The organism is Gardnerella sp. DNF01144, from assembly GCF_049244245.1.
Classification (GTDB): domain Bacteria; phylum Actinomycetota; class Actinomycetes; order Actinomycetales; family Bifidobacteriaceae; genus Bifidobacterium; species Bifidobacterium piotii.
Map to the genome: position 1 here is coordinate 176721 of NZ_CP058390.1, position 24883 is coordinate 201603.

The 24883-nt window shown below is 40.0% G+C and carries 20 protein-coding genes and 2 tRNA genes; 16 read left to right on the plus strand and 6 right to left on the minus strand.

All coding sequences use genetic code 11. The features are described from left to right. Positions 1 to 26 precede the first annotated feature (26 nt). The 3 genes from HXT36_RS00655 to HXT36_RS00665 all read left to right on the plus strand — a co-directional run bounded on the left by HXT36_RS00655 (position 27) and on the right by HXT36_RS00665 (position 3139). Positions 27 to 1016 (plus strand): CHAP domain-containing protein, encoded by a 990-nt coding sequence (locus HXT36_RS00655; protein ID WP_421778844.1) that lies wholly within the window; start codon positions 27 to 29, stop codon positions 1014 to 1016. Between the two features lie 103 nt (positions 1017 to 1119). After that, entirely contained in the window at positions 1120 to 1884 is a 765-nt protein-coding gene (locus HXT36_RS00660; RefSeq protein WP_421778846.1) for a C40 family peptidase, read from the plus strand. Between the two features lie 211 nt (positions 1885 to 2095). Further along, entirely contained in the window at positions 2096 to 3139 is a 1044-nt protein-coding gene (locus tag HXT36_RS00665; RefSeq protein ID WP_016635970.1) for a universal stress protein, read from the plus strand. A 105-nt stretch (positions 3140 to 3244) separates the two neighbouring features. Here the strand turns inward: HXT36_RS00665 and HXT36_RS00670 are convergent, their stop codons facing one another. Together HXT36_RS00670 and HXT36_RS00675 are read right to left on the minus strand one after the other, a co-directional pair. Further along, positions 3245 to 4483 (minus strand): glycosyltransferase, encoded by a 1239-nt coding sequence (locus tag HXT36_RS00670; protein ID WP_415696489.1) that lies wholly within the window; start codon positions 4481 to 4483, stop codon positions 3245 to 3247. A gap of 177 nt (positions 4484 to 4660) precedes the next feature. Next, complete coding sequence (locus tag HXT36_RS00675) at positions 4661 to 5080, minus strand: OsmC family protein (protein WP_032813037.1); 420 nt, start codon at positions 5078 to 5080, stop codon at positions 4661 to 4663. 116 nt (positions 5081 to 5196) lie between these two features. Between HXT36_RS00675 and HXT36_RS00680 the strand changes: the two genes are divergently transcribed. Genes HXT36_RS00680 through HXT36_RS00690 form a run of 3 tightly spaced genes read left to right on the plus strand, consistent with a single transcriptional unit; the run spans position 5197 to position 7303 of the window. Beyond that, positions 5197 to 6069, plus strand: coding sequence for a thymidylate synthase (locus tag HXT36_RS00680; RefSeq protein ID WP_016805278.1), 873 nt, complete (start codon positions 5197 to 5199; stop codon positions 6067 to 6069). A gap of 46 nt (positions 6070 to 6115) precedes the next feature. Then, complete coding sequence (locus HXT36_RS00685; protein ID WP_421778847.1) at positions 6116 to 6739, plus strand: dihydrofolate reductase; 624 nt, start codon at positions 6116 to 6118, stop codon at positions 6737 to 6739. Positions 6740 to 6757: 18 nt separating this feature from the next. Continuing rightward, positions 6758 to 7303 carry a low molecular weight protein-tyrosine-phosphatase gene (locus HXT36_RS00690; RefSeq protein WP_004130272.1) on the plus strand — a complete coding sequence of 182 codons (546 nt, stop codon included), beginning with the start codon at positions 6758 to 6760 and terminating at the stop codon, positions 7301 to 7303. Positions 7304 to 7416: 113 nt separating this feature from the next. On the opposite strand, the gene HXT36_RS00695 is transcribed toward HXT36_RS00690, so the two are convergent. Both HXT36_RS00695 and HXT36_RS00700 read right to left on the minus strand, forming a co-directional pair. Next, positions 7417 to 8202 (minus strand): DUF4191 domain-containing protein, encoded by a 786-nt coding sequence (locus HXT36_RS00695; protein WP_248901087.1) that lies wholly within the window; start codon positions 8200 to 8202, stop codon positions 7417 to 7419. Between the two features lie 172 nt (positions 8203 to 8374). Further along, positions 8375 to 9031 carry a DUF3043 domain-containing protein gene (locus tag HXT36_RS00700; protein ID WP_421778848.1) on the minus strand — a complete coding sequence of 219 codons (657 nt, stop codon included), beginning with the start codon at positions 9029 to 9031 and terminating at the stop codon, positions 8375 to 8377. A 116-nt stretch (positions 9032 to 9147) separates the two neighbouring features. On the opposite strand from HXT36_RS00700, the gene HXT36_RS00705 reads away from it, so the two are divergent. Together HXT36_RS00705 and HXT36_RS00710 are read left to right on the plus strand one after the other, a co-directional pair. Then, on the plus strand, positions 9148 to 10515 hold the full coding sequence (locus HXT36_RS00705) for a dipeptidase (protein WP_004132538.1): 1368 nt from the start codon (positions 9148 to 9150) through the stop codon (positions 10513 to 10515). A 434-nt stretch (positions 10516 to 10949) separates the two neighbouring features. Then, a complete protein-coding gene (locus tag HXT36_RS00710; protein ID WP_018641228.1) occupies positions 10950 to 13631 on the plus strand; it encodes an ATP-binding cassette domain-containing protein in 2682 nt (893 codons plus the stop codon). Between the two features lie 66 nt (positions 13632 to 13697). On the opposite strand, the gene HXT36_RS00715 is transcribed toward HXT36_RS00710, so the two are convergent. Further along, positions 13698 to 13770 (minus strand) — tRNA-Arg (locus HXT36_RS00715). Positions 13771 to 14361: 591 nt separating this feature from the next. Between HXT36_RS00715 and HXT36_RS00720 the strand changes: the two genes are divergently transcribed. The 8 genes from HXT36_RS00720 (at position 14362) to HXT36_RS00755 (ending at position 24681) form a co-directional block, all read left to right on the plus strand. Beyond that, positions 14362 to 14991, plus strand: coding sequence for a tryptophan transporter (locus HXT36_RS00720; RefSeq protein WP_115757230.1), 630 nt, complete (start codon positions 14362 to 14364; stop codon positions 14989 to 14991). Between the two features lie 151 nt (positions 14992 to 15142). Next, positions 15143 to 15724 carry a tryptophan transporter gene (locus HXT36_RS00725; RefSeq protein ID WP_415688190.1) on the plus strand — a complete coding sequence of 194 codons (582 nt, stop codon included), beginning with the start codon at positions 15143 to 15145 and terminating at the stop codon, positions 15722 to 15724. 125 nt (positions 15725 to 15849) lie between these two features. Next, positions 15850 to 17694, plus strand: coding sequence for an ABC transporter ATP-binding protein (locus HXT36_RS00730; protein ID WP_421778849.1), 1845 nt, complete (start codon positions 15850 to 15852; stop codon positions 17692 to 17694). A 14-nt stretch (positions 17695 to 17708) separates the two neighbouring features. After that, entirely contained in the window at positions 17709 to 18482 is a 774-nt protein-coding gene (locus HXT36_RS00735) for an energy-coupling factor transporter transmembrane component T family protein (protein ID WP_421778850.1), read from the plus strand. A gap of 56 nt (positions 18483 to 18538) precedes the next feature. Continuing rightward, positions 18539 to 19639, plus strand: coding sequence for a 1,4-dihydroxy-2-naphthoate octaprenyltransferase (gene menA, locus HXT36_RS00740; RefSeq protein WP_421778851.1), 1101 nt, complete (start codon positions 18539 to 18541; stop codon positions 19637 to 19639). 214 nt (positions 19640 to 19853) lie between these two features. After that, positions 19854 to 20642: an ANTAR domain-containing response regulator gene (locus tag HXT36_RS00745; protein WP_421778852.1), complete on the plus strand. Its 789-nt coding sequence runs from the start codon at positions 19854 to 19856 to the stop codon at positions 20640 to 20642. Between the two features lie 96 nt (positions 20643 to 20738). Further along, a complete protein-coding gene (gene polA, locus HXT36_RS00750) occupies positions 20739 to 23765 on the plus strand; it encodes a DNA polymerase I (protein WP_016799040.1) in 3027 nt (1008 codons plus the stop codon). A 58-nt stretch (positions 23766 to 23823) separates the two neighbouring features. Continuing rightward, positions 23824 to 24681, plus strand: a complete 858-nt coding sequence (locus HXT36_RS00755; RefSeq protein ID WP_421778854.1) for a Nif3-like dinuclear metal center hexameric protein — start codon at positions 23824 to 23826, stop codon at positions 24679 to 24681. 103 nt (positions 24682 to 24784) lie between these two features. Here the strand turns inward: HXT36_RS00755 and HXT36_RS00760 are convergent. Then, positions 24785 to 24871: transfer RNA gene (locus HXT36_RS00760), tRNA-Leu, on the minus strand. Positions 24872 to 24883: the final 12 nt, after the last annotated feature.

Sequence of the window (24883 nt, forward strand, 5' to 3'; positions counted from 1 at the left end):
ATTTAGAAGATTTTAGGAGCGATTTTATGAAGCATGCTGAGCATGGTGCTAAAGCAAAGGGGCGGTTTAATTCGCCTTTTATGCTTTTTACTTCTGTGCGCGGTTCGCATGCATCTTCTAATAATCGTGCTGCAGCCGTTTTAGAAAATAATGGTGCTGTTGTAAGTCTAAAAGATATAAATCAAGAATTTGCTGTTTCTTTGTCTCGTCGCCAGCTTCGTTTAGCACGCGTTGCTAAAGAGCGTAAGAATCGTATGATTATTTCCGCTTCTTTGTTTGCATTAGTCGGAGCTGCTTTAACTTCTATGACGTTGAACAAGCCTAATAACATGGATTCTTTGGCTTCTAAACCTTATTCTTCTAAGTTGAGTTTTGTAGACGATTCTTCTGATCAAGCAGCATCTCGTTCTAGTATGCGAGAAAGCATTAATCGCGCTAATAAATATTTGAACTTTAGCAGCGCAGTTGCTGGCCTTGAATCTGATTTAAGCGCATTTTCTACTAAGTCTTCTCATAAGTCTAAGTGGGATTTGGGTTCTAATTCCGATTTTAAGGTGTCGGAAATGTCTAAGTCTGCAGCAAATAATCCGAATGTTGCTGTTTTCTTGGATTCAGATGCAAAGATTGTTCCATCTGGTTTTAATCCAAATCACGATTCTGGCGATTCGGGAAATGCTTACGAATTTAGCCAATGCACTTGGTGGGTTTATGTTCGCAGGCATCAGCTTGGCCTTCCAGTTGGCTCCAATATGGGAGACGGATGGATGTGGGGCTGGACTGCTCGCAAGCTCGGTTATTGGGTAGATAATACTCCACGTCATGTTGGAGACATAATGGTGTTTGGCCGCGGTCAGGCTGGAGTTAACCGCGCTTATGGCCACGTTGCTATTGTGGAAAAGATTAATCAAGATGGTTCTATAGAAACATCTGAATCTAGCGCCGAATATCATGGTAGAACCTATTCAAGAGTTGTTAGCGCTAAAGATGCTTCCGCTTTTGAGTTTATTCACTACTAAATCTTTTAAGCATTACTCGCATAATATTAGATTCATCAACTTTTGTTGGTTTACTACGCGTTTTTAGGTGCTTTGTATTGTTAATGTGTTAACATCGCTAGTGATGGTTGAGCAAAAGATTAATCAAAATATTAAACAAAATAAGATTTTTTCTTCTATAGTTGCGGGAGCTGTATGCACAACTCTTCTTGCTACTATGGTTCCTTTTGCTTGTGCTTATGCAGAAGAGTCTGCAGTTACTTCTACGCGTTCCTTCCCGAAAGTCACATCTGTTAAGCGCGATTTATTAACAGAATCTACTTCTACAAGCGTTGATTCTAATTCGCATTGGGGCGGGATTGAGTCTTTAAATGTTCCTCAAACTAAAAGTGCTGCAGAGTTGGCTGCTCAGGCTGCTGCTCAGGCGGCTGCAGAAAATGCTCGTAATGCTGCTCGCAATAATGATGGCGATTACGATTCCGCAGCAAGCCGTTCTGGTGTTAGAGGAACATCTCAAAGCTATTTTGTTGCTCCTCCAGATGGTTCTTCTGCTTCAGCAATGCTTAATTTTGCTGCTCAATTCTTAAACAAAGTTCCGTATCGTTCTGGTGGAACAACTCCTGCTGGTTGGGATTGCTCTGGCTTTGTGCAATACATTTTTGCAAATATGGGTGTTTCTTTGCCTAGAACTTCTGGCGCGCAAGCAACAGTTGGTACAGCTGTTCCAAGTCTTGCTCAAGCAGCTCCAGGAGATATTATTGCAAATGGTACTCACGCTGCGATTTACGTAGGCAATGGAATGGTTATTAATTCGCAATACGGCGGAACAAAATATAGCCCTATTCCTTATGTTTTTACATCTGCTTATTCCATTCGCCGAGTTTTTTAGCATAAGTTTTTGGCGTAAGTCGCAAGTTGTTTAGCGTAAGTTATTTAGCGCAAGTTTTTTTGGCGTAAGTCGCAAGTTTTTAGCGCTAATTTGAAAGTTGTGAGTCATAAGTTACAAATCTTCTGTGTTGCAATAGACTCAAAACAATTAAACGGCTATTGTAGTACTTAAGTAAAGATTGCAAAATTCGCGCAATGCTAGGAGGATCTAGATGACACAGAATGTTATTACACAAGAAAAAGCTGTTCTTGTAGGCGTTGATGGTTCTCATGCAAGCTATAAGGCTGTTTGGTGGGCGTCAAACTACGCTAAGCATGCTGGATTGCAACTTCAAATTGTTTGCGCATACTCTTTGCCAAGTTATGCTGCTGTGTCTTTTGATGCAACTTATACAGCCATTGGAGACGATAATGTTGCTCATCAAGACGCTCAGGAGATTCTTTCTAAAGCCAAAGCTGTAGCTTTAGAGCAGGGTGTGGATGCAACAACTTTGATTGTTACTGGCGACCCGTCTTCTGTGTTTGTGGAGCTTTCTAGAAACTATCAACTTATTGTTATTGGAAACCGTGGTAAAGGCGGATTGGCAGAGCGTTTACTTGGCACAACAAGTTCTTCACTTCCAGCATACGCTTATTGCCCAATTGTTGTTGTTCCATATACAGATGATGATGGTCATAGAATCCACTTGAACAATAAGATTTCTAAGATTGCTGTTGGCTCCGACGAATCTAAATGGGGATTAAAAGCGCTTGAGATTGCTGCAGATTTGGCAGATAGTTGGAATGCTCAATTAGATGTGATTTCTGCTGTTCCTAGCGTTCAAGGAGCTGAGGGAGATACTGCAGTTATGGGATCTTATATGGAAGATCTTGACGAGCGTGTAAAGCCGATTTTGCAACGCTTGCCAAACCTAAAGATTCATCGTTCTGTAGTTCCTGGTTCTGCTGTAAACGCTTTGACTCAAGCTAGCTTAAACAACGATTTGGTTGTTGTTGGATCTAGGGGCAGGGGTGGATTTACTGGTCTGCTTCTTGGTTCTATTAGTCAAGGTTTGCTTCAGCATTCGTCTAGACCAGTGTATGTGGTTCCGCGCAAGTATGTGGAACTAAGCGCTGCGCAAGTAGCTCAGCAGTCTATGGCGAGTAGCAATGCATCGCCTATTGACTCTATTAATGGTGTTCATAAAGTTGATGTTCCAAAGGCTGGTGTTGAAGAAGCTAAGCAAATTGAGCAAACAATCGATCCGCTTCACTAAAGTAGTAACGCTAAGTAAACGCTAAGAGCTAAAACATAAATCGCGTATAAGGCACTAATTGTGTTTTATACGCGATTTTTTCAAACTTGTATTGTTAATATGCTTTTAGTTTTTCTTAAGCAAGAACCGCGCGCGCCTTTCTTCTCGAGCAGCTCGCTTTTTAGCAAGCTCTTGATTGTTAATGCTAATTGCGCGCTCATAAATCTTAATTAACTCTTGAGCTTGCTTTTTAAAGTCATTGTTTTTTGAATATTCAAGAACATTTGCTTTTAGCTGCTCTTGCTCTTCTTTGCTCATATTAAGAACGCGGCTAAATACTTGCTTAAAGTCTTCTTTAGAATCCCATTGGTAACCATTTTTGCCACTAATAATTTGATTTTCATTAGGAGCGTCGTGCTTAACAAGCGCAAACAAGCCAGAGGCCATTGCCTCCAGCATAGAAAGCGAGTGCATCTCCGATAAGGAAGCGGTAGTGTAGTAGTCCATTGCGTGCAAATACTTAGGAATTTGCGTGTGTTCAATAGGGCCTAGAAGGTAAATTCTATCTTCAAATCCTTTGCTTGCTACCTTATTGCGCAAGTCCTCTAAATCAGGGCCTCCGCCAATAACAACAAGTCTAGCTAAATCGCGAGGAAAATCACAATACATAAAGTTGTCAATCAACTCGCTAATGTTCTTTTCGGCTCCGATTCTTCCAACAAAAACAAACAGCTTTGTAGAATCTGCAATGCCGTATTTTTTACGGAATTCTTCTCTAAAAGCAATTCGTTCTGGTGTTGGCAAGAACTTTTTGTATTCAACAGCATTGCTAAGAACAACAACCTTTTTATCAACTTTTTGGCGGTCAATATAAGCTTGAGCCTTAGCAGACATGCTTGTAATAATTGTTGCGTTTTTAGAAAATCGCGTAAAATATTTTGCCGATATATTCCTAGAAAACTCAGTAAAATGCTTTAGACCAATGTAAAACAGGAATTTATCGTATTCGGTGTGTAGCGTGTAAACAACAGGAACATGCTCTTTTTTGGCCACTTCTAGGCCTATTTCTCCAATGCCAAATTCGTTTTGAATGTGAATAACATCTGGCTTAAAGTTAATCGGGAACTTTTTGCGCATGTTTCCAATTGGAATTGCAACCCTATACTTGTAAAGCTTTTTTAAAAGAATGCCTGGAACGTACACAACGCCGTCTACAAGCTTGGTTTTACGTTGTTTTTCGGAGCCAACTGTAACAACAAGAACCTCATGACCAAGTTCCTCGTACATTTTTTTAAGCATGTAGGATTGTGTTGCTACGCCGTTTATGTATGGTGGATACGTTTCTGTAAAAATCGCGATTTTCAAAGTTTCCTCCGATTACATAAATAGCTTACATAAATAGCTCTAACAACGTTAAAAGTGTAGCATTGTGTTTAGCATTGTGCCACAAATTGTTATTTTTTGCCACTTTAGTGGCGTTTTTGAATCATCGGCTAGTGGCCATTTTTCCGCGTGCTAAGAGCGCTGGTGCAAATCTTCCCATTAATGCCGAATATTTACGCTAACTTGTACAAGTGCTCCGCGCTCAAGAGTGTGCTTAACTGTGCAACCCTTGCTAATATGCTTTTCCATACGCTCTTTTAGTGCTTGTGCATCTTCGTTAGTTAGTGCAGGCTTTGCGCTTGTAGCGTCTACTGTTAAGTCTTCTTGGAATCTTAAGTAAGTTCCTTCTTCTGGGTCGTAAGTGCCATTTACAACTACACGCGCGCCTTTTCCTTCTCCAATCGCATGCTCAACAGCGTATTGGCTGCTTAAAGCTGTGCAACCAGCTAGAGCTATTTGCATTAGTTCTACGGGAGAAAATTGCCCTTCGCCTTTGCCAAATTTTAGTGTTGCTCCGTCTTCGCTTTTTGCAATCCAAGAGCCGTCTTCTAAACGCTCAACCCATATTCTTCTAGCCATTCTTGCTCCTTTGCGTTTGTTGTGCTTAGCTAAAACAATTATATAGAGATGCACAGTATAAGTATATTTGCACATGCATTGGTAGTGTTGAATTTAGCTAATGATAGAATAAACGTATGGCTTTAACTCAACAAGAACTTGCAGATTTGCGTGCGCGCGTGCCGCAAAAACCAGTGTCTAATATTCCTACTCCTTACGAGGATTTGGTTAGAAAAATCTTTATGGAAGGCACATTAAAATCAGATCGCACTGGTACGGGAACAATATCTCTTTTTGGTCAGCAAATTCGCTTTGACTTAAGCAAGAGTTTCCCGCTTATAACAACAAAAACTGTGTTCTTTAAGGGGCTTGCGTACGAGCTTCTTTGGTTCCTTAAAGGCTCTAGCAATGTGCGTTGGTTGCAAGAAAACGGTGTGCATATTTGGGATGAGTGGGCAGACGAAAATGGCGATTTAGGGCCTGTTTACGGCGTTCAGTGGCGTAGTTGGCCAGCTCCAACCGAGCAAAATCCAAATCGCACAATCGACCAGATTGCAAACGTTATGGATCTTATTAAGAATCATCCAGATTCTCGTCGAATGATTGTTAGCGCATGGAATCCTGCAGAAGTAGAGAATATGGCTTTGCCTCCGTGCCATTCGCTTTTCCAGTTCTATGTTGCCGATGGCAAGCTTTCTTGCCAGCTTTACCAGCGTTCTTGCGATATGTTCCTTGGCGTGCCATTCAACATTGCTTCTTACTCGCTTTTAACAATGATGATGGCTCAACAAGCAGGATTAGAACCGGGAGAGTTCGTGTGGACTGGTGGCGATTGCCATATTTACGATAATCACGTAGAGCAAGTGCTTGAGCAGCTTTCGCGCGAGCCGTACCCGTATCCGCAGCTTGAGATTCGCAAAGCTGATTCTATTTTTAGCTACGACTATAGCGATTTTAAGGTTGTTGATTATAAGCATCATCCTACGATTAAGGCTCCTGTAGCTGTGTGATTTTACTTTATTTAGTGATTGATTAGTAGGCTTACTTAGGAGTTTTATGACTAACGATATTCCCGTTCGTTTAATTTGGGGGCAAGCATACGATTTTGAAGGCCGTACAGGCGCGATGGGCGTTAATGGCGGTATGCCTTGGCGACTTTCCCCAGATTTGCGCTATTTTAAGGCAATGACAATCTCTTGCCCAGTAATAATGGGCAGAGGAACTTGGGATTCTATGCCAGAAAAATTTAGGCCTCTTCCTGGTCGCGAAAATATTGTTGTTTCTAGGAATCCAGACTTTAATCCAAATGGAGCAAAAAGTTTTACAAATATTGAAGACGCAATATGCTACGCAAAAAAGTGGATTGAAGATAATCCTATTGAGCATGTAGATTCTTTGGATTTGCCAAAAGATGGCAGAGCAATTTGGATTATTGGTGGCGGCGCAATTTTTAGAGAAGTGATTAAGTCACAAATTGTTGACGCATCTTATGTAACTCAAATTGACGCTAGAGTAGAAGCAGATACCTTTGCTCCAAACATTCAAAAACTTGTAGATGATGGATTGTGGAAAGTTGCGCGCGATGGCGATTGGCAGGAATCGCCTATAAAAGTTGGCGAAAAACAATTCAATACAAAATATAAGTTTATGGTTTATGAGCCAGTTAAATCTAAAAAATAAGCTAGATTAAGGATATGTATGGAATCTTTAAGCAAAATTCACGTAGATGCTAAGCATCCGTATGTTGTTATGACAGTTTGCACGGGGAATATTTGCAGATCTCCAATGGCAGAAATTGTTTTGCGTAACGAGTTTAAGCTTAGAGGATTAAGCGATGTTGTTGCTGTAAAATCATGCGGCGTAAGCGACGAAGAATACGGAAATCCGATTGATAGGCGTGCGCAAAAAGAGCTTAAAAGTAGGGGATATTCTTTGCCGTTAAGCCATTTTGCGCATAGGATTGAGCGAGACGAAATAGAAGAGACGAATCTTTTTCTTCCAATGACGGCTTCGCATATGCAATCTTTGCTTAGGATTATTCCGCCGCAAAAGCGTAGTCTTGTACACATGTATAGGTCGTTTGATCCGTCTTTAGAAAAGCCACAAGCTGGTCGTGAAGCTGTTTTAGATTTGGCAGACCCTTGGTATGGTGGTCCTAAAGAGTTTGAGATTGCAATGGATCAAGTGGAGGAGTGCGCTCCGTACATTGTTGATTGGGTTCAGTCGCGTATAACGCGAGAATAGTATTTGCATATAAATCGCAAGTAAAATCGCAAGTAAAATCGCGTATAAATATATTAAAACCAGACGAACCACTTGGAACGTCTGGTTTAATTTTATGAGCTAAAAGCCTAGATTTATTTTCCTCTTAAAGCTCTGCGGCTCACGCGTGGAGTATGAGTTGGGTCAATTCCCTTTGGAATTCCAAACCCTAGCTTTCCTTGCAAAGTGCGTAAACGGTCGTTTAGAATCGCAAGCTCTGTTTTAGTTAGGAAGAATCTGCGATTTGGATGAATTGCAGCAAGAGGAGCAAACTTGTGATTTGTAGGAATCAAAGTTTTAGACTTTAGAACTTTACTCCTTAAATCCTTAAGCTTAATTTGATTTTGGCCATTTCCAACGCAAATGCGGTAAACAGGAATATTGGATCCAGCTGTAACACTTTTAATAGCATGCTCTTGGCGTTCCATAGCATGAGTCAAGCGTTCGTAATTGCCTTCTCCAACAAGAAATATTCCGTTAAAACCAGTTCCACGCCAAATTGCATCTTTGGTGCGAGGATCAACCCATACTGGCTGTTGTGGGAAAGTAAAACCACCTTTATTGATTGCGCTTAAAATTCCAGCTGCAGCTCCAGGTTTACCTTCTAGTTTTGCGTATCCAACTTTATCTGCGCGCTTTGTTAAAACAACAGTAAAAAGCAAAAGACCAAGCATAAGCGCTGTTACAACCATCATAATCCACGTAAAAATGGACCAGCGTAAAATAGCGCCAACTATAACGCATAGCACTACAGGGGCTACGAAAGCCAGGCCAAGCCAAAGCGGAAGCTGCTTATCGTCTGTATGCGTGTACTTGTAAATGCGCACAATTTGTGAAATCATGCCCGATTTCTTAGTGTTCTTTGACTTCTCGTTTGCCATTTTGCGTTTATCCCCTATACGATATTCGCGTTAATTTTGTTTTGTGCTTATTGCAAGGTTTTCTACAACGGGTTTACTACCACATTTGTGCAACTATTACTTAAGTAGCCTTAAGTAGCATGCTACAAACACACATTTCTATAAATCATATCTTTGTTGGTATACTAGCGTTTTACTTTGGCCAATTACCGCGCTTTGGCGTGCTCGGCTTTGGTAGCCTCCATCTGCGCATTTGTATTGCGCGACTGCAAGCATACATTGCAGACCTAGAGCTTTTAGCAACAGCAGCTTGGCCGTACCTTTTAACAAGTTCTTTTCTAAGTTTTCGCCACATTATTAAAACGTCAATAATCGCAGCAAAAAGATATGCGTAAAGAATAATAGCAAGCGCAAAATAAAGAGCAATATACTTAGTAGACAAGAAGTTTTGTGTAAAGAAGATGCAAATCATAATTACGATTGCAAATGGAACAAAAAACTCGCCAATATTAAAGCGCGCGTCTACGTAATCGCGAATATAAACTCTCCAAGGAAGCTGCTCCGACTTTGGCATATGCGCTAAATCGCCATTTTTCATAGCTTCGTATTGTGCGTTTTCTCTTTCGCGCAATCGTGCTCGCGCAGCCTTTGCGCTAGCTTTTCTATCTGTTGGAACTAGCGGTCTAAGATTTTGCGCTGCAGCTTCGGTTTGCTTTGGCGTTGGAGCGTTTTTTGTGCGAGTTTTTGGCTTATTTTCTACTTTATTTTCGCTATTTTTATTGGCTGATGGTTGATCGCCATTTTGTGCGTTATTATCAGCGTCTCTTTTTACGAATGGATTCCATGTCATGTTTGCAGATTACCCAACAGACTAGACGCGTTATTAGCAATTTCGTTGGTTATGAATAGTCTGATAATAGTAATTCAAATATTGTTTTTACTAATCTAGTGTTTTTTGGAGGACTTATGGCTGTTCTAGAGGTTGACGATGTGCGCTCACGTGTGCAAAACGCTTGGGAAGACGTTATTGGCGTATTAAATAAGAAGATTTCTTTAGGAGCTGTTTCTGCTAAAGGCATTACTGGGGATCATATGCGTGCTTCTGCTGAATACGTTGCTAGTGTATTGCGCGAAGTTGGTGTTGATGCTCGTGTTGAGCAGTCGCAAAATCCAGATGGCACTCCAGGTGCATTCGAGGTTGTTGGATCTAGGATTGTAAACCCAAGTGCTCCAACTGTTTTGCTTTACGCTCATCACGATGTTCAGCCTGTTCCAGATGCAAGCGAGTGGAATACGGATCCTTTTAAAGGAACCGAGATAGATGGGCGCTTGTATGGTCGCGGTAGCGCGGACGATGGTGGTGGAATTGCTATTCACTATGGTACTTTGCGCGCTTTAAGTGAAGATTTAGGCGTAAACATTAAAGTGTTCATTGAAGGCGAAGAGGAGATGGGCTCTCCAAGCTTTATTCCTTTTATTGAGTCTCACAAAGATGAGTTTGAATCCGATGTGATTATTGTTGCAGATTCTGGAAATTGGTCTGCCGAAGTTCCAAGTCTTACGACTAGCTTGCGCGGAAACACTACTGTAGACGTTAAGGTTAAGGTTCTTGATCATCAAGTTCACTCTGGTCAATTTGGTGGTCCTATTTTAGACGCATACACGCTTGCTTCAATGCTTGTTGCTTCTCTTTACAACAAAGACGGCGATTTGAATGTTCCTGGAATTGAATCGCAAGAGCCTGTTGGTGGCTTGCAACGCGATTTAGACGAGTCGCAAGTTAGAGCCGATTCTTCGGTAGTGGATTCATACAAGCTTGCAGGAACTGGATCGCTTGCTGCTCGTATGTGGACTAAGCCAAGCTTGACTGTTATTGGAATGGACGCTCATCCAGTAGAGGAAAGCTTTAACGTTATTGCTCACGAGACACGCTTGCGACTTTCGCTTAGAACTGCGCCTTGCCAGCGTCCTGAGGAAGCACAAAAAGCATTGAGTGACTTTTTGGTTAAAAATGCACCGTTTGGCGCGCAAGTAACTGTAGAGCCTTTAGATAATGGCATGGGTTGGGCTATGGATCCAAATGCTGTTGCAACTAAAGATGCGCTCGCATCTATGAAAGACGCTTTTGGTGTGGATCCTATTAATAAGGGCGAAGGTGGTTCGATTCCATTTATTCCAGAATTGCAAAGAATCTTCCCTAAAGCTCAAGTTTTGGTTACAGGTCCAGAAGATCCAAAGTCTAATGCTCATAGCCCAAACGAGTCGATTTCTCTTTCTGGCTTGAAGTCAAATATTGTAACGGAAGCTTTGCTTCTTAGCCGTTTAGCGAAGTAATAAAGCAGTGAAGTAATATTGTAAGTTCTAACTCGCGCATAAAGTACCTAGGTATATGAATTTTGATGGATTTTGTGCGCGAGTCTACACAATGCCGTAAAATTTTCACTCGACACGGGTGCTTTGCGTTAATTCGTAAAGCTGAGAGAAACCGCTTGAACGTGAATCCAGGTAATACTGGCGCACGGAGATCTGTTTTTCCCGTGCCTAAAAGTAAAAAGGCACAATCATGTCAACAAGCGTCTTCTATGCATATAGCAATTAAATGCTGTATGCTGTTTAGATTTTTCTAAGCAAGTAGGCGTTTTGGGATTGTAGGATTTGCTAAGATTCTAAGATTTGTTAAGATTCTAAAAATCTATAGTAAAGTCTAATAATCCTAAAAATAATTTAATAAATAATTAAATAAAAATCATTGCCATAAAGGATTTGCTATGCCCGATGAATCTAAAACGCAGGTTTTGAACAATACTAACCAGTACAAAGCTGAAACTTTCCTTCCATCGGCTTTTAGTGCTGCTCAGTTGCGTTTTGAGAATTGGGGTTATCGTCATGCCTCTCGCAAAGCGTTTGCTGTTCGTGGTTTGAACCTGACTATTGAAGCAGGGCAGAGAGTATTGCTATTAGGAGCATCGGGCATAGGCAAGTCCACTATTCTTGAAGGTGCTGCTGGATTAATCGGCAGCGATATTATTCTTAAAAGTGATTCAAACGATAAAAATAGTAACTCTTCTTCGCATAATGTTTTAGTTGAAGACGAAGATGGCGGAGTGAGTGAAGGCGCAGTATTTGTAGACGATGTACCAGTTCATAAGGCTCGCGGACGCGTTGGTTTAGTTTTACAAGACCCAGAATCTCAAGCGATTTTTCAACGTTTAGGAGATAACGTTGCGTTTGGTCCAGAAAACATGAATGTTCCGCGCAAAGAGATTTGGAATATTGTTGACGAAAGTCTTAAAGAGGTTGGCTTAGATGGCTTGCAACTTCATCGATCTACTGCACATTTAAGTGGTGGTCAAATGCAGCGACTGGCTCTTGCTGGCGCGCTGGCAATGAAGCCTAGTGTTCTTCTTTTAGACGAGCCTACAGCAAATCTGGATCCAGACGGCGTTGAGCAAATTGTTTCAGCAGTTGGAAAAGTGCTCGACGATACTCGCTCAACAATGGTTCTTGTGGAACATCATGCTCAACCGTGGATTGATTTAATTGACCGAGTAATTGTTTTGGGGCTTGAAAATAGCGGTAATAGCGGTAATAGCGAAGATAGCAAAAACTTTGTTCACGATGACGATATTGCAAGAGACGAGAGTGCTAAAACAGTAATCGTAGCTGACGGAACTCCAGACGAGGTGTTTAATCGCAAGGATCTTGACTTTGAAAATCTTGGAATATGGCTCCCAGATAAGTATAAGGATTCAAAAGATAGCAATATAGGTAGGATTCATGTTGAAGGAGAGCCTGATTGCGATCCTTCTGTAGGAGATGGGAAAGTAGTTTTATCTACAAAAAACCTTGCGATTAGTCATACGGATACTCCAATAGCTAAAAACATTAATCTTGAGTTCAATTCTGGCCAAATAACGGCTTTGGTTGGTGCAAATGGTGCTGGAAAGTCAACTTTGTCTTTAACTTTGGCAGGATTAATTCCGTCAATAGAAGGGGAAGTTGTAGCAAGCGAGAATCTTTGTGAAGGCTTAGATTCAAGCAACCCTATAAAGTGGAAGTCAACTGAACTCGCTAAAAGAATATCGTATGTTTTCCAAAATCCAGAACACCAATTTGCTTGCGGAACTGTTCTCGAAGAAGTTATGCTAGGTCCTATTAGAACAGGCATGAGCGAGGAGGATGCTCGAGCAAAAGCTAAAGAATTGCTAGAGCGATTCCGATTAGGCAGATATGCCAACGCCAATCCGTACACGCTTTCTGGAGGAGAAAAGCGCAGGCTTACAGTTGCTGCATCTTTGGCTGCAGCTCCAAGGGTTTTGATTTTAGATGAGCCAACTTTTGGCCAAGATCGAAAAACGTGGATGCAAATTATAAAGCTGATTGCAAGCCTTAGAGCAGACGGCGTTAGCGTTATTGTTGTTACTCACGATAAAGAGCTAGTAGACGCTCTTGGCGCGCGTTTAGTTGAACTTTTGCCTATTAGTGAGCAGACAAGCGAGCCGACTAGTGAGCATACTAGTGAGCATAAAAATAGTGATTCTGACGATTTAACACGCGCTGGCGAGTCGCAAGCAAAAGAAGATTTAGAATCATCGCAAAGCTTGTCTTCTACAACTAATGCAACGAATATTTCTCGAATAAAAGTTAGCGCTGTAAATAAGCGTGATGAGAAAGAAAGAGCTGCAAGTTGCTCCCCATTTTTGGCATCACTAAATCCTGTTTACCGCATGCTTGGAGCTTTTATGCTTTCCATTCCTTTGCTGTTTACTCTTGATTGGCTTTCTTCGACTATTGCGCTTGTTTTAGAGTTTATAATTTTATGGATTGTTGGAATGAATCCTTGGCGTGTTGTTAAGCTTTCTTGGCCTGTTTGGGTTGGTGCGCCTGGATCTGCTCTAGCAGTGTGGTTGTATGGTAAATCTGGCGGAGCAACATTGTTTGATTGGGGAATTATTCACGTAAGCGAGCACTCAACAACTCTTGCAATTGCAACGTTTATTCGTATTTTAGCGATTGGTGTTCCTGCAATTGTTACTGTTATTGGTATTGATGCTACTGATTTAGCAGATGCTTTTAGTCAAGTTATGCACTTGCCAGATAAGTTTGTTTATGGCGGATTAGCAGGAATGAGGCTTTTTAGCGTTTTACAAGACGATTGGGCAGCTCTTAGCGCGTCTAGGCGTTCTCGCGGCCTTGGAGACGATAGTAAGATTCGCGCATTTATGCCTCAAGCTTTTGCTCTTCTTGTTCTTTCGATTCGTAGGTCTAGTACTTTAGCAACAGCAATGCAAGCGCGCGGTTTTGGAGGAGAAAATCCAAGATCTCATGCACGCATAAGTCACGTAAATAAGCGCGACTATGTGTTTATGGTTGTGTGCTTAATTATTCCTGCAATTGCATTAATTGCATCTGTTTACTACGGTACGTTTGCGCTTCTTGGTGGAAATTAATTTTGATGTGTCCCATGCGAGACACATGCTGAAAACGTTGAAATAAAGCCATTTTGGGATATTTTGTGGGCTTGATGGGATTTGAACCCACGGCCTTCTGCTCCGGAGGCAGACGCTCTATCCGCTGAGCTACAAGCCCGCAACTTGTGAAAGTATACACGTTGCTAGGGATTGAGGTTGTTTTATATAAGATTAGACATGCGTTTTATGCGCTTACGGCGTTTTGCCTGGAATTGCGCCGATTTAAGTGTGGATATTTTTACGTGTTTTGTGTGATTTTTTGCTAATTTTATCTTTTTGTTTGCATTTGTACTTTTATAGTGTTAGCATCGAACACAACACAAACGCATATCGTAAATTTTACGGTGTTAGGTTTGTGATTGACCACATAGGCATTTAGCTTTGCAGCTAAAGTATTTAAGGAGGCGGCTATCATGCGTAACATGAATGCTCAAGCTCGCGATACTTTTGATGCTGCTCGTATGTGGTGGTGGCAGACTTCTCTTTGGCGTAGTTTACTCTAAAGTTTTAGAAGCTGCTTGTTTAGGCTTATAAAAGACCTCTAGGGTAAACCTAGGGGTCTTTTTTATATCCTAAAACGCAAAATCTATTTGGTTTTAATCCAAATCTAAAACAATCTAAAACCAATAACAATTTACAAACCAACAACAATCTAAACCAAAATTGTTGAAAAACAAACAACGTAAAAATTTACGTAAAGGAGAAAATCATGAATCAAGAGTCAACTAACGTAGAAGCTACCAACACAGAGCAAGCATCTGCACAGTCCGAAATTAATCAAGCAGCTACTTTGCTAAAAGGCGTAAATGTTAAAAAGCACGCTTTAGATATTACGTCTTTAGTCTTGGTTGCTGTTCTTTTTGCAGCAGGATGCATTCTTGACTTTACAGTTGCAAAGTCGCTTTCGATTGGAAATATTCAGCCAGAGTTTGTTATTGCATCGTTCTGCTTGTCTATTTTGCTTGTTCGACCAAATGTTATTCAGGGTGCGATTATTGGCGCTTTGGCTGCTACTTTGATTCAATTTAACACTTCGATTCCTGGTCTTGAATACGCTTGCGATATTCCAGCAGCAATTATTATGACGTTAGCGCTTATGGGATATCTAAAAGCTTTCCCTAAGGATGCTGCTAGAAAGTTCAGCGTGTTCCCGTTTATATCTACGTTTGTTGCAACTGTTATTTCTGGAATGATTTTTGCAACAATCGCATCCTTATTTATTCTTCACTCTCCAAACACGATTCTTGTTATGCTTCCAATTATTTTGGGAACTGCTGTGTTTAATGCTGTTGTTGTTGAAGTTCTTTACACTCCAATTCGACTCGTTTTGCACAAGTAAGCACAAGTAAATCGCCATTGAAAATGAGAAATAAATTAACTTGAATCAACGTAAGCAAATATAAACAAACATAAATGAATGTAAGTAAACATAAATAAATATCAAAAGTCGATAATTAAAACTTGATTATCGCAACATAAAGGAGAAGATTATGAATCAGGGAATTAACGAACATGCAGGTAGCATGATCAATGCTGTAAGTGTTAAAAAGCACGCTTTAGATGTTACGTCTTTAGTGTTGGTTGCTGTTCTTTTTGCAGCAGGATGTATTCTTGACTTTACAGTTGCAAAAGCACTTTCAATTGGAAACATTAAACCAAACTTCTTAATCGCATCGTTCTGTCTTGCGATTTTGCTGGTTCGCCCAAATGTTATTCAGGGTGCGATTATTGGTGCTTTGGCTGCTACTTTAATGCAATTTAACGCATCTATTCCTGGTCTTAATTATGTTTGCGATATTCCAGCAGCAATTGTTATGACTTTGATGATTATGGCTTATATTCACGTTTTCCCTAAGGATGCTGCTAGAAAGTTCAGTATTTTCCCACTTATAGCAACTTTTATAACTACAGTTGTTTCTGGTTTAATATTTGCATCTACTGCATCTTTCTTTGTTCTTCATTCTCCTAAGACGATTCTTGTTATGCTTCCAATCATTTTTGGAACTGCTGTGTTTAATGCTGTTGTTGTTGAAGTTCTTTACACTCCAATTCGACTCGTTTTGCACAAGTAGCACAGTTTGTGTTTGCAATATGTACTACGCAATATGTGTTAGGAATGTTTGGTAAATTATATAATCGTTAGATAATAATCAATAATTAGTAATCAATTTATTGGTTTTAAGAGTTAGGAATTATTGTGCCTTTGCTTGAGTTAAAAGATGTGTCTTTTAAGTATGTGAATCGGAATAAAGATGATTCTTTAGACTCTTCAAAGGCACAAGATTCCACTTTTGCACTAAAAGATGTGAGTCTTAGCATAGAGTCTGGCGAATTCGTTGGTATTATTGGCCCTTCTGGGTCTGGAAAAACAACGCTTGCTTCGCTTTTTTCTGGCGCGATTCCGCATCATTATTCTGGCGAACTCTTAGGAAGTGTTAAGATTGCTGGTCAAGACACTAAAAATCTTGCTTTAACTAACATTGCTTGCTTAATTGGATCTGTTATTCAAGATATTGATGCGCAAATGGTTGCTGCAAATGTGGAAGATGAGATTCTTTTTGGCTTAGAAAATTTTGGTGTTGCGCATAGCGAAATACCAAGTCGAATAGATGAAGCTTTGCAAATTGTTGGAATTAGTGACTTGCGTAACCGCGATTTAGACACTCTTTCTGGAGGTCAAAAGCAGAAAGTTGCGATCGCTGCTATTCTTGCGCTAAAGCCTAAAGTTATGGTGTTAGATGAGCCTACGTGCGCTTTAGACCCTGTTTCTTCTAAAATGATTTTTTCGATTCTTAAAGATTTGAACAAGAATTTTGGAATAACGGTTGTTGTAATTGAGCAAAAAGTGGCGCTTTTAAGCGAGTATTGCAAGCGTTTAGTTGTGCTTTCTAATGGCACTTTGTCGCTTGATTTGCCTGTTAGCAAAGCGCTAAAAAACATGGATTTGCTTTATTCTATTGGAATAAATTATCCGCGCACTACGCATTTGGTTAATGATCTACAGCGTGAGAATGTTTGCTCTAAAAGCGATTTGCCTGTGTCTGTAGAAGATACAGTAAATACTATTGTTAATACGATTAATAGTAGAAAATCTTTGACTTCTCATGGTGAATTTGATAATAGCGAATGCGATTTAAACACATCGGCGGTTGCTGGCGATTTTTCCCACGAATCGCAAGTATCAGAACAATCTTCCGCGCAAAATCAATCAAAAAACACTTCTCCATGTCTTTCGCTTAAAAACGTTAGTTTTTCGTACCCAAGTGGCGTTAGTGCGCTAAAAAATGTGTCTTTCGAAGCTTATGCTGGGGAGCTAGTAACTCTTGTTGGAAGAAATGGCGCTGGAAAAACAACCGTTACTAAGCTAATCAACGGTTTGCTTAAGGCGAGCGGCGGCAATATTTTTATTGATGGCAAAGACACTAGCAATATGAAGATTAGCCAAATTGCTCATTATGTTTCTACGCTTTTCCAAAATCCAGATCGTCAACTTTGCAAAGATACTGTTTTAGAAGAAGTAGCGTTTAGTTGCATTCTTTTAGGTGAGTCTGTTAAAGATGCTAATGATCATGCTATGCAAGTTATTGAAAAGCTAAATCTAGACCATAAAGCAAGCCCATTTATGCTTTCTAGAGGCCAGCGTCAAATGGTTGCTTTGGCTGCAACTGTTGTAACTAAACCTAAGATTCTTGTTTTAGACGAGCCAACGTGTGGCTTAGACTACATGGAATGCTTGCGTATTATGCAAGTTGTAGAAGACCTTAGAGACCACGGTTGCTGTGTGATAATGGTTTGCCACGATATGGAAGTGGTTCTTGACTTTGCAACGCGCTTAATCGTAGTAAATGATGGCAAAATTCTAGAAGACGGAAGCATAAGTTGCGTTTTTGAAAACAATGCGATTTGCAAAGAAGCTGCATTATGCGCTCCACTTTTGTGTGCTGTATCTCAAGGCTTAGTCGAAAATGGTTTTGACGCTTGTAAGGGCTTGTATAAAAGGGATATGTTGGTTAATGCTCTTAAAAAGAGTTGCAATTTGTAAAGCAAGGTGTAATTATGCAAACTAAAATCTTAACGTATAACGAAGGCTCAACTTTGCTTCACAAAGCAAATCCTATTGCAAAGCTCATATTAGCTGTAAGCGTTGTTGTGTCTGCTTTTATAGCTCAACAATTCACTGTTCTTATTATTATTGCAGCTCTTATTCTTGCTGGCATGGCTATGGCTGGTATTTTTAAAGCGCTGTTTCCTCTTGTGCGTGCAATGCTTATTCTTGGCGTTGTAATGTTCTTTTTGCAAACAGTTATTGCTCAAGGCGGAAACTACATGTTCTTATGGTTTAGCACAAAGGGAATTTCTGTTGCATTGAGAGCATCTTTAAGACTTTTTTGCTTTGCATTGCCTCTTGTAAGCGTGCTTAGCATTACAAAGCTAAACGATTTAGCTAACGCTGTTGTTCAATACTTACACATTCCATATTGCTATGCTTTTACAATCACTACAGCTGTGCGATTTGTTCCTATTTTTGCGTACGAGATGTCTCAAATTACAGAAGCTCAAATGGCAAGGGGAGTGGAGTTCGATACTAAGAATCCTTTCAAAAAGATTAAGCTTATGATGCCTTTGATTGTGCCTCTTTTAGTTTTGTCTGTTCGTAAAGCAGATAGTTGTGCGCTGGCAGCAGAAGAGCGCGGATTCTATTTGCGCACGCGTAAGTCTTCTTTTAGAAAGTATCCTTTTGGCTGGCGTGGATTTGTTCTTATTATTGTGTCTGCATTAATGATTGCTTTGCCAATACTTGTGTCTATATTTGCTCCACAAATAATCTAAAATAGTCTAAACTAATCTAGAATCAATTAAAAAATTCTAGAATTTAGGCGATTTTAATGACTAATATTAAGTTTTGGCTTAAAGGTGCAAGACTTTATACTCTTCCAATTGGAATCGTGCCAGTTGTTATGGCAATTTCGATTTTTGCAAGGTATTTATTTAGTGGTCAAATACTTGTAAAGACTTACAATGTTGAAAATTTTGCTTTGCAAGCGTTTTTGTGTTTGTGTGTTGCTGTTTTTATGCAAATTTCAGTAAACTATGCAAACGATTATTGTGACGGTTTGCGCGGATTAGATAATCAAAGGTCTAAGCGAGATGTAAGCGCAGAAAACAAAGCATTATGCGATGTGTCTTGGAGACTTGCAAACGCTGGTATTAAGCCAAAATCAGTGTTGTATGCTGCTTGCATATCTGCTCTAATATCGTGCGTTTTTGGACTAGTTATTACGATTAGAAGCGGAATTTGGATGTTTATTCCTCTTGGATTAATTTGCGTTATAGCAGCTTGGTTTTATGCAGGAGGATCACACCCATATGGATATAGGGGTTGGGGAGAGCTTAGCGCATTTTTGTTCTTTGGACCAGTAGCGTTTTTAGGAACATTGTGTGCTCTTTTTTATGCAAGTGGTTTTTCTAAAGATTTAATAACTGCATCAAGCATTGAGCAAATTGTTTTTTGCGTATTATTATCTTTTATTCCAGGCGGATTTTCTGCTTGCCTTATGATGATTAATAATTTAAGAGATATAGAAAGCGATACGCAACATAAAAAGATTACTGCAATGGCTTTGCTTGGCAAACGCAAGGGTAGTGTTGTATTTACTTGTGTTGCTGTTTTAGTGGCGATTTTACAATCATCTTATGTGCTGTTATATGTGTTCGATTCTCGATTTATAGGCGTATTTTTAAGTATTAATAACCCACATAAAACTGTTTTTGCATTAAGCAATATCTTATTTAATAAAGGTGTGTTTATTGTTTCTTGCATTCTGTTACTATTGATTACTTGCGTGTTTATTAAAAAAGCGTGCTCGCTAATATACGCAGTTATTAATGGGAATTATGTTAGTGCTTTTCCGTTGTGCGTACAGTTAGCAATGCTCGGTGCTTTGACTTTTGTATTGTCATTATTTGCATGTGCTTTGCCGCATTAAAAAGCGGTTTAGAGCGTATTTTTATACACGCATGCGAGTAAAATCATTGGCAACGCGCACAGTGTGCTTTTAGTGTTTGTGCATAAAACTTGCATGATGCTAGCCTAAAAAATAAACGCAAAGATGGCGAGTATGAGTATTAAGTGTGCGAATGTATGTGTTAGTTAATGCATAGCGCTGTTGCCTTGTGTTTTGGTAAGGAAATGAGGTTAGAATGTCGGCTGAAAACAGCGATGAAGAGATGGGGAAGGTGTCTGTTGTGCTTACGGATGATGAATTGCGTAATGCATATGAATCGTCGAATGGCGTAGAAAGCAATAATAAAAATAGCGAGCAAAAAGAAAACGGCGTTAAAACTGTTGTTGTTGCAGAAGATGAAGCAGTAAACCGTATGGATCTTGTAGCAATGCTAGAAGATAACGGATATAAGGTTGTTGGCCAGGCTGCTAATGGGCAGGAGGCGATTGATCTTACTCGTGAAAATCGCCCAGACGTTGTTTGCATGGATGTTAAAATGCCTGGCGTGGATGGAATTCAAGCAGCTGCTACTATTTGCGATGAAAATATTGCGCCTGTTGTTATGCTAACAGCTTTTTCGCAAACAGATCTTGTTAAGCGCGCTACTGGCGCTGGAGCAATGGCGTATGTTACAAAGCCTTACGAAGAGTCAAAGCTTTTGCCAGCTCTAGAAGTTGCAATGGGCAGATTTAGCGAGATTAACGATTTGCTCGATAGTGTTGAGCGCACAGAAAACAAGCTTCAAGATGCTCAAGATCAGCTTCGTAAAGCAGAAGAAAAGCTTAAGAAAGCAGAAGATACTCTAGAAGAGCGCAAGCTTGTAGATAGAGCAAAAGGCTTGCTTATGGATAAAGCTGGCTTCTCGGAGCAGGGTGCTTTCCGTTGGATTCAAAAAACTTCTATGGATCAGCGTATTCCAAAGAAGCGTCTTGCGTTGGCTATCATTGCTAAGTATGGCGAAGAAAAGCCATCTGACGAAGCGTAGTAAAGTCAAAATAATTTTGGTAATCGCGGTTTCTTGCGCGAGCTATGCATAAATAATTTCAAAAGTTTATTTTACAAAAACGCAGGTGGGTGTTAAGTGAATACCAGCATCGTTGCAAACGAGGATTCTTTGAATAATGAGGATTATAAGGGAACGTTGTTGGTGGTAGATGGCCACTCACTTGCGTTTCGTGCTTTTTACGCAATATCGGCAGACAATTTTTCCACAAAATCTGGTTTTGCAACTAATGCAATATGGGGTTTTGCTACTATGCTTTCGCAAGTCATAGAAAAAGAGAAACCAGATAAGCTTGCGGTTGCTTTCGACGTTAAAGGTGGAACTTTTAGAAACAAGCTTTTGCCGCAATATAAGGGTACTCGTGAAGCTGCGCCAGAAGAACTTATAGCTCAGCTGCCCGTTATTCAAAAAATGCTTAGTGCGTTAGGTGTTAAGTACATTACAAAGCAGGGCTACGAAGGCGACGATATTATTGCTACTTTGGCAACTATGGGTGCTAATGCTGGTTATAAAACGCTTGTGCTTTCTGGCGACCGCGATGCTTTTCAGCTAATTAATAACACTATTAACGTGCTGTACCCAGGCAGGCATTTTAAGGATCTAAAGCAAATGGATCCTAATGCGATTGTTGAAAAATACAATGTTACGCCTAGTCAGTATTCAGATTTAGCAGCATTGCGTGGAGAAACGTCTGATAATATTCCAGGAGTTCCAGGAGTTGGAGATGGTTATGCTGCTAAGTGGATTAATCAATTTGGCAGCATAGAAGGCATTATTGAAAACGCAAGTAAAATCACAGGTAAAAAAGGCGAGTCTTTACGAGAAAGCATTGATCAGATTCGATTAAACAAAAAAGTTAATACTCTTGTTAAAGATTTAGACCTTGGAGTTAGCGTTAACGATCTTGATTTTGGCAATGTAAACGCTGCGTCTGTTGGAGAGTTGTTTGAAAATCTTGAATTTGGTACGCGTACTAGAAGAAAGATTCTAAAAGAGTTTACTCGCGGAACCAAAGAGCTTTTAGATGAGAATATTAAAACAATGATTTCTGCTGGAAGTGCGCATGCAGAAAATGGTGGTTCTACGGAATCAAATGATTCAGATGATATAGAAGACGTTAAAACTCTGTTAGATAAAATAAACGTGCATAATATTAATTCCGAGTCTGATGCAGATAATTGGATTAGTATTGCAAAATCTTGTGTTGCGGATTCTTGCGACTTTTCCGACTCGTATATAAATAGCGCAAATCTTATAAGAAACGACTTAGAATGCGCAAAAACAATAAAAGAGAATAAAGAATTAGTAGTGTTTGCTGTAGAAGAAAAAAACAACACTAGCCAGTTTGGTATTTTTGCAAAAGCATTAATAATCCTAGCTGGTAACGACGCTGCAATTGTGTATGCAAATGTTCTTAAATCCAATAGCGCAATAGCTTATAAACTAAGAGATTTTATAAAAAAGCATGAGTCTTCAGTAGTTTTGCATGATTATAAAAAGCATATTGCTCTTTTAGCGTCTCTAAAAATTGTAGAAGATAATTACTCTTTTAGCCCGCTAGTCGATACTCGCTTAGCATCTTACTTAGTTGATCCAGATTTTAAGAACGAAAATCTTTGCGATATGGCTGAGCATGTTTTGAATATTCATATAGACTCTTCGCGATTAAACGCTGAGCCAACGCAAGGCAAACTTGATTTTGATATTGATAGCAGCCAAGATTCTAAAGAGCAAGATTCTAAAGATCAAGATTCGCAAAGTCAAGATAACAAAGAATTAGAAAAAAGCATGCTAGAAACAGCTCTGGTTATACGTTTGCTTTCTAAACAATATGCGAAAGAGTTAGATGAGCGCAAGCAAACTGGCTTAATGGTAGACGTTGAAATGCCTGTTTCTAGAGTTTTAAGGAAGATGGAAGATACGGGCGCTGCTGTAGATATGCTACGACTTACGTCTATGAGAGATAATTTTGCAAGCGAAGCTAATTTTGCTCAAAAAATGGCGCTAGACGTTGCAGCTAAGCCAATAAATTTGCAAAGTCCTAAGCAAATTCAGAAATTACTTTTTGAAGACATGGGTCTAAAGCCTACTCGTAGAACAAAAAGTGGCTCGTATACTACTAATGCCGAGGCTTTACAAGAGTTGTATTCAAAAATTGATCCAGATGAGAAGCCAAGTCAATTTTTAGGCGCTTTGCTTAAGTATCGTGAAACTAATAAATTAAAGCAAATCGTTCAAAGCCTTATTGATGCTGCAAGATATAAAGATGGTAGGATTCACACAACTTTTGAGCAAACTATTGCTGCTACTGGCCGACTAAGTTCTTCGGATCCAAACTTGCAAAACATTCCTAATAGAAATGCTGCGGGAAGAGAGATTAGAGCGGCATTTGTTCCAGGAAGTGGCTATGAGCAGCTTATGAGTTGTGATTATTCGCAAGTGGAACTTAGAATTATGGCTCATGCTTCTGCAGATAAAACGCTTATTGATGCTTTCCAGTCTGGAGTTGATTTTCATAAGTTTGTAGCGAGCTTAGTTTATAGGATTCCAGTAGAGCAAGTTAGCGCAGATCAGCGTAGTCATGTTAAAGCAATGAGCTACGGGTTAGCGTACGGACTCAGCACGTACGGTCTTGCAAAGCAACTAGGCATTAGTCCTGCGGCTGCCGAGATGCTTAAAGAAAAGTATTTCAACACTTTTGGTGCAGTACACGACTATTTGGAGTCTTTAGTAGATAAAGCTAGAAAGCTTGGATACACTCAAACAATGTTTGGTAGAAGAAGATATTTCCCAAAGTTAAATTCTACGAACAGAGCATCTAGAGAAGCTGCAGAACGAGCTGCTCTAAACGCTCCTATTCAAGGAAGCGCTGCAGACATTATGAAGCTTGCAATGATTAGAGTAGATGATGATTTGCGAAAAGCTAATGTTAAGAGTCGCGTGATTTTGCAAATCCACGATGAACTTGTTCTTGAGATTGCTCATGGTGAGGCGGATGTTGTAGAAAACATTGTTAAAAATGCTATGGAACATACTGTTGAGCTTTCTGTTCCGCTTAGTGTTTCTACTGGAGTTGGTGCTGATTGGCAGCTTGCTGCGCATTGATGTGTTTGCGAGAATTATTGTAAATACCACTGTAGGCTTGTTGTAAAGGATAGGAATAATGGCAACTTTAGGTGAGATTGTTAATGTTTTAGAAGACTTATATCATTTAAGTCTTGCTGAGTCTTGGGATAGCCCAGGATTAATCGTTGGGAATCCTTCGCATAAAGTTAATAAAATTATTTGCTTATCGGATCCAACTTTAGAAGCTGTTGAAGAATTGTGCAAAATGGGAGCGGATTTGATTGTTTCGCACCATCCTTTGTTTTTTAAGTCGGTTCACGAAGTTTCTGGTTTTTCTGTTCGCGGAAAAATAGTTCAAACGCTTATTGAAAATCGTTGTGGATTATGGGTTGGTCACACTAATGCGGACGCGGCTTTTAGGGGAGTGGCAGATGCTGCGTCTATTGCTTTTGGTCTTAAGGATTTGCATCCTCTTGTTCCAGTAAGCAATAATGACCCTTCTCTTGGTCTTGGCAGAGTTGGAGTGCTTGAGCAAAAAATAACGCTTAAAGAGTTTGCTACGCGCGTTTTTAACGCTTTACCTGCTACTAAGCTAGGCGTTCAAGTGTGCGGAGATGTTGATGCAATGGTTAGTAAAATAGCTGTTCTTCCAGGTTCTGGCGATTCATTATTCGATGAAGTTCGCGCTTGTGGCGCAGACGTGTATGTAACAAGTGATTTAAGACACCATCCTGCAACGGACGCGTACGAGCAAGCTATTTATGAATCGCAACTAACGCACTCTAATATTATTAAGCCTATGCTTATAAACACTCCTCATAGCGCTATTGAATCTTTGTGGTTTAAGTATGCTGTTAAAGATATTCACGATTCTATATATAAGAATTTTGGTGAATCATTAGACGTTTCTTGGATTGGTAGAGCTTTTGACCCTTGGAATTACGTGATTAACTAGCGTGATTAGATACGTGATTAGTTAGTGTGATTAGCTACGAGATTAGTGTTTGCGAATACGAAACAAAAAAGTCTTGCTGATTTCTCAACAAGACTTTATTTTGTGTCCGGAGCGGGACTTGAACCCGCACGCCTGTACAAATAGGCACTAGCACCTCAAGCTAGCGCGTCTACCATTCCGCCACCCGGACGGGTGTTTTAGA